The sequence below is a fragment of the Aminobacter sp. P4_D5 genome, from assembly GCF_056401815.1.
On sequence record NZ_JBFUIP010001230.1, the window covers coordinates 1 to 552 of the forward strand.

The window sequence follows — 552 nt, forward strand, 5'->3', positions numbered from 1 at the left end:
GGCGAGGCCCAACTCCTTCGCCAGCTCGCGCTGCACGGCGATGCCCTGCGTGCCCAGCGAGGCCAGCGTGCCCGCCGCGCCGCCGAATTCCAGCTTCTCCACCCGGGGGCGGAGCTGGTCCAGCCGCTCGACCATGGTGAGGAGCGGCGAGAGCCACACCGCGACCTTGTAGCCGAAGGTGACCGGCAACGCGTGCTGCAGATGCGTGCGTCCGGCCATGATCGTCCCGCGATGGCGCTTCGCCAGCGCCGCCAGCGCGCCGTTCAGCTCCAGCAGCTCGGTGCGGATGAGCGCGAAGCCCTGCCGCATCTGGAGCACCACGGCGGTGTCCATGACGTCCTGCGTGGTGGCGCCCCAATGGGTCCAGCGGCCGGCCTCGGCGCCGGAGGCGGCGGTGAGCTGCTTCACCAGCCCCACGACGGGGTAGCCGGTGTTGCGCGTGGCATCCGCCAGCGCCGCGAAGTCGAGCTTGTCCACCGAGGCGGCCTCGGTGATGGCGTTGGCGGCCGCGGCCGGCACGATGCCGAGCTTGGACTGCGCGCGGGCCAGCGC

General features: G+C 73.0%; 1 protein-coding gene. It reads right to left on the bottom strand.

Annotated features, from left to right (window positions below):
- Window positions 1-552 (bottom strand): lyase family protein (locus AC1DWF_RS37650; protein WP_476843512.1); only part of this gene is annotated, 552 nt, incomplete at both ends.